The organism is Acinetobacter sp. YH01006, assembly GCF_013420445.1.
In the GTDB taxonomy this organism is placed as follows: domain Bacteria; phylum Pseudomonadota; class Gammaproteobacteria; order Pseudomonadales; family Moraxellaceae; genus Acinetobacter; species Acinetobacter pseudolwoffii.
Genome location: NZ_VOYB01000049.1, coordinates 1 through 4,628, shown reverse-complemented (window position 1 = coordinate 4,628; position 4,628 = coordinate 1). Strand labels below are relative to the sequence as shown.

4 protein-coding genes and 1 pseudogene are annotated in these 4,628 nt (G+C 38.4%); 4 read left to right on the top strand and 1 reads right to left on the bottom strand.

What is annotated here, in order from left to right; translation table 11 throughout:
• The 3 genes and pseudogenes from FTT73_RS15675 to FTT73_RS15665 form a co-directional block, all read left to right on the top strand.
• Positions 1-120 (top strand): annotated as a pseudogene (locus tag FTT73_RS15675) (IS982 family transposase); the annotation flags it as partial.
• Positions 121-157: 37 nt separating this feature from the next.
• Complete coding sequence (locus FTT73_RS15670; RefSeq protein ID WP_005106056.1) at positions 158-1,327, top strand: hypothetical protein; 1,170 nt, start codon at positions 158-160, stop codon at positions 1,325-1,327.
• A gap of 86 nt (positions 1,328-1,413) precedes the next feature.
• On the top strand, positions 1,414-2,793 hold the full coding sequence (locus FTT73_RS15665; RefSeq protein WP_180078875.1) for a dihydrolipoyl dehydrogenase: 1,380 nt from the start codon (positions 1,414-1,416) through the stop codon (positions 2,791-2,793).
• On the opposite strand, the gene FTT73_RS15660 is transcribed toward FTT73_RS15665, so the two are convergent.
• Positions 2,759-4,378 (bottom strand): Na/Pi symporter, encoded by a 1,620-nt coding sequence (locus tag FTT73_RS15660; RefSeq protein ID WP_180191652.1) that lies wholly within the window; start codon positions 4,376-4,378, stop codon positions 2,759-2,761. The two genes, FTT73_RS15665 and FTT73_RS15660, sit on opposite strands and share 35 nt — an antisense overlap.
• 69 nt (positions 4,379-4,447) lie before the next feature.
• Between FTT73_RS15660 and FTT73_RS16210 the strand changes: the two genes are divergently transcribed.
• A partial coding sequence (locus FTT73_RS16210; RefSeq protein ID WP_218955712.1) for a hypothetical protein occupies positions 4,448-4,628 on the top strand: 181 nt, incomplete at its 3' end.

The following is a 4,628-nucleotide window of genomic DNA, read 5'->3' as shown; positions in this document are numbered from 1 at the left end:
GATTTATGGCATTTATCACATCGCTTTATCAGAAAGATTCTGTCACACACCGTCTGCGTTGTTTTGAATAAAAAGCTTGGCCATTCGCCAATTCAACTCGAAAAACTCATTTTAAGTTGAGATTGGCGTTCTTTATATAATTATTTTGGGGTAAAACATGAAGTTTAATAAAAGTGTGCTTGTTATCACTTTATCAGGTTTTTTAGCCGCATGTGGGGGCGATGGTTATTATGATAAATCACCTTCAACTGGAACAAGCAATGGTGACAATTCAAGTGTTCCATCTGGGGAACAAACTTCTCAGCAAATCTTAGATACTATAAAACGTGAAGGTCAATTCTTATTTGGAAATTATGATCCAAATGATGAAAAAACAGCTAAAGGCTATATTGATCATGCTTTAGATACCTTTGCACAAGGTCCTCTACAACTTGCCTTAGATGCCAAAAAATTATTTGATCAAGATAAGTCTGCTTTTGTATATCGTGAAAAGTGTATGAACTCAGGCACATATACAAATACTAGTTGTTATATTCTTTTTAATGATGCAACCATCAAAAATCAGTTAAATAAAGTAAATCCTAATAAATATTCGACATGGGATTTTGATGTGAATGATAATGAACTTACAGGCATGAAACTTTCAGATGAACAAATTGATAAGTTCACTGGAAAAACTATGATTATTATTTTTGATAATCGAAATGCTGATAAAAAATTTAATGATATTTGGGTAACTGGTGTATTTGGATACCCTTACAAGCAGTCATGGGGTCTTACACAATCAGATCAGCTGCGTATTGTAAGCATGAATGCAGCCAATAGTGAATATGAGGTGACTCTAACTTATGATGATGAAACCACCGAAACCAAAGGTGCACTAAGTATTTATAAAGACCCAACCTCTACAGATGGTGAACTTTATGTCCTGCAAAACAACTCAAGTTTTGATGTATTAACCAACGATAATCCAAATACACCTGAAGTCGAAACAGTTAATTTCGAAATTAATTCAGTTGTTGGTGATCCAGCAGCACTTGCAACATACCGAGTCAAAGCAAATGCACAACAAATCCTTGATATTCCAAATGTAAGTGCAATTATAGGTACACGTGTAGAAAATGAATCTCCATCAAAAAATGAAAAAAACTTTGTTGCAAGTATTCATTTGGAGGGAGAAAATATTTTCACATTTAAAGAATCTTTAAATGGTAGTATTTTGAAATTCAAACATATTATTGATGGAATTACCTATGAAGGTACTTCAACAAATAATAATGGTACTATTCAAACAAATTTGACCTCTCCAACAAATCTAAAATATTAATGTAAAGATTTAATAAAAGCCCTCTTTTAGAGAGGGCTTTTTTGTATATTGGAACTAAGGATATAAATTTCTAGAAAGTCTATTATATGTACGACCTCATCATCATTGGCGCAGGCACTGCAGGGATCAGTGCTTATAACGAAGCCATCAAATACACCCAAAATATTTTAATTATTAATGACGGCCCATGGGATACAACCTGTGCACGTGTCGGCTGTATGCCAAGCAAACTTCTGATTTCATCTGCAAATCGCATGCATGACATTCAATCCGCGAAAGACCTCGCTTTACAACATGAAGCTGTAATAGATACTTCAGGTGTGATGCAACGTCTACATAGCTTAAGAGAACGTTTCATTCGCGCAACCCTAAAAGGCGTTGATCGATGGGAGGCTTCACATAAAATTTCTGGTCATGCAACGTTTATTAATGCCCATACAGTTGAAGTCAATGGACAAGCTTATCAGGCTAAAAGCTTCATTATTGCGGTTGGTTCACGACCTAATATCGATAAAACATTCAAGGAAGAATTAGGAGATAAATATCTAACTTCTGATAAGATATTTGAACTTTCTCAATTACCCAAGTCTTTAGCAGTGATCGGAAGTGGTGTGATTGCCATTGAACTGGCACAAGCCATGCAACGACTGGGCGTAGACACTACCCTGTTCGCTCGTAGCCAAAAAGTAGGTGCCTTAACCAGTCCAGTCTTACAAAAGCTGGCACAGGAGCAATTGAGTAAAGAACTCAATATCAAGTTCAAAATCTTGCCAGATCAAGTTAAAAAACAAGCTGATCATATCCAGATTAATTTTACTGAAAATGATCAAGCTCAAACTATTCAAGTTGAATATATTTTGGGCGCTACAGGCCGTCAGACTAATCTGGATCGATTAGGTTTAAATCAGTTAGAGCCTAGTTTTGCTGATATCAAAAAATTGCCTATCAATGAAAAAACCAAACAACTCGCAGATATGCCTATATTTATAGTGGGTGATGCCGCACCTGATGCCCCCATTCAGCACGAAGCTGCTCATGCTGGTAAAGAAGTGGTTCATAACTGTTTAAATTATCCCGAGATTAAGCCGATTCCCGCACTCACCCCACTGGCAATCGTATTCTCTCACCCGGAAATGGCGATTATCGGACAAAGTTTTAAACAGTTAGAACAGCAAAATATTGAATTTATTCGAGGATTTGCCTCCTATGAAAATCAAGGACGTGCATTGGTTCTTGCTGAAAATAAAGGTGGTATTGAAGTTTATATTGATAAAAAATCAGGCAAATTATTAGGCGCAGAACTCTTCTGTTCACAAGCCGAACATCTTGGCCATCTTCTGGCCTGGACCATTGATGCAGATCAGGATATTCATCAAATCCTGGCAAAACCTTTTTATCACCCAACGCTGGAAGAAGGCCTCAGATCTGCTCTTAAACATGCTCGTCGTCAATTTGATGCATTGTAAGTGTTTGCTGACGCTCATTGAGTACATTAATCAAACGGTAACTGTGCGCAACTAAGCGATCTAACCAACGCTGAGCAGCCAATAACTCAAAAGTTTTGGCTGCATTCAGCTGATACGTTGAGGCATAAATATTAGTTTTTTCACGTAATTCGCTACGATGCTGTTTACTCCACTGTTTTAGATGTCCCATTTCAATATACAACTGGCTCAAATCTTCAGATGAGCGAGTATCTAGCATGCTATTTCCAGCATTTTCCAGAATCTGGATAAAATCCAAGGCAAGTTGATGAATCGCGGGTTGGGTACGAATACTCACAACATGCTTTAGATTTTCCAAATCACTACGCAACACTTTCAGATAAACCATCATCCTTAATAAGCTAAAGAGCCGACTTTGATCAGTGCTATTTTCAGGCACAACAATTTTTCCTAAATAATCCTGTAATTTGTAAATTAATTCGTCTTGCTGTTTTAATTCATTGGCCGAAACCAATTCTGCTGACTTGATGGCTTTTAGAATCCAGGAATATTGGGTCAATATGGTTTTAAAGATCACTTGTTCTGCCGTATTAATTGCGACCGCAGGCACTGCCAAACTGGCTTCATCTAAGGCCTGTAATAATGAATCTTCATGTGCCGGAATATATTTCACCAACAGCTGTTCAAAGGGGCGAATCAATGGCATAAAAAATAAGGCACCAAATACACTGAAGGCTGTATGAAAAGCTGCCACAATGACCACATGATCCCAACCAGATAAAAAATACTGTGGTTGATACAGCCATAAAAACAAGGGAACCAAAATACAAAATGCAAAAATTGCACTCACGACATTAAAACAGACATGCACAGCAGCAGTTCGTTTTGCATTCGCATTTGCACCGATGGCTGCCAGTACTGCAGTTGCAACGGTTCCAATATTCTGGCCAATGACGAGCACAAGCGCTTGATCGAGCTGAATCGCCTGACTTGCTAATGCAGCAAGTGTCGCTGTAATGGCGGCACTAGAGGACTGCAAAATCACAGTCATGACCAAACCGAAAAGTACCAATAACAGCTTTGCAGCAAAACTTTCGGTCGAGAAAATTGAAAGATCGAGATGTTCTGCGACACCTGACATTGCTACTTGAAGCAAATCAATTCCAAAGAAAATCAGGCCGAATCCCGCAAGCGCCAAGCCGGTAAGCGCTGTACGTCCATGTGCTAATATTTTAAGTAAAGCGCCTATGGCAATGAGAGGCAAAGCCACTTGTCCAATAGAAAACTTTAAACCTAAAAAAGCCACAATCCAGCCAGTACTGGTTGTACCGATATTGGCGCCAATAATTACACCAATGGCTTGCGAAAAAGAGAGTACGCCTGCACTGACAAAGCCAATGGTTGCTAGAGTCGTGGCTGTGGAGGATTGCACAATCAAGGTCAAGGCAATACCTGAAGTCATTGCTTTAAAAGGAGAACCAGTAAACCGACCTAACCATTGTCTTAATGTTTCACCTGCAATATCTTTAAGGCTCTCGGTCATTAAAGTCATACCAAGCAAAAATAAACCGATTCCACCACAGAGCTGTGTAAATACCTCAAACACGCAGATTCCTAGGCTTTAAATTTTAATGATTAAAACATAATCAGGCTGATTTAAAAACAGCAAATAACCTTGAGTAAATTCAGAATATTATTTTTACTTTTTAATTTTGCTATAAACTCCACACACAAAAAAACACCCCCTGCTCATGCAGGGGGTGTTTCGAATAATGAGCTGGCGATGACTTACTCTCACATGGGTAACCCCACACTACCATCAGCGCAAAGAGGTTTCACTTCTGAGTTCGGGAAGG

What these genes read in the sequence shown, in the direction of transcription:
- FTT73_RS15670 (WP_005106056.1), top strand. Translation starts at nt 158, where the DNA reads ATGAAGTTTAATAAAAGTGTGCTTGTTATCACTTTATCAGGTTTTTTA.
- FTT73_RS15665 (WP_180078875.1), top strand. Translation starts at nt 1,414, where the DNA reads ATGTACGACCTCATCATCATTGGCGCAGGCACTGCAGGGATCAGTGCT.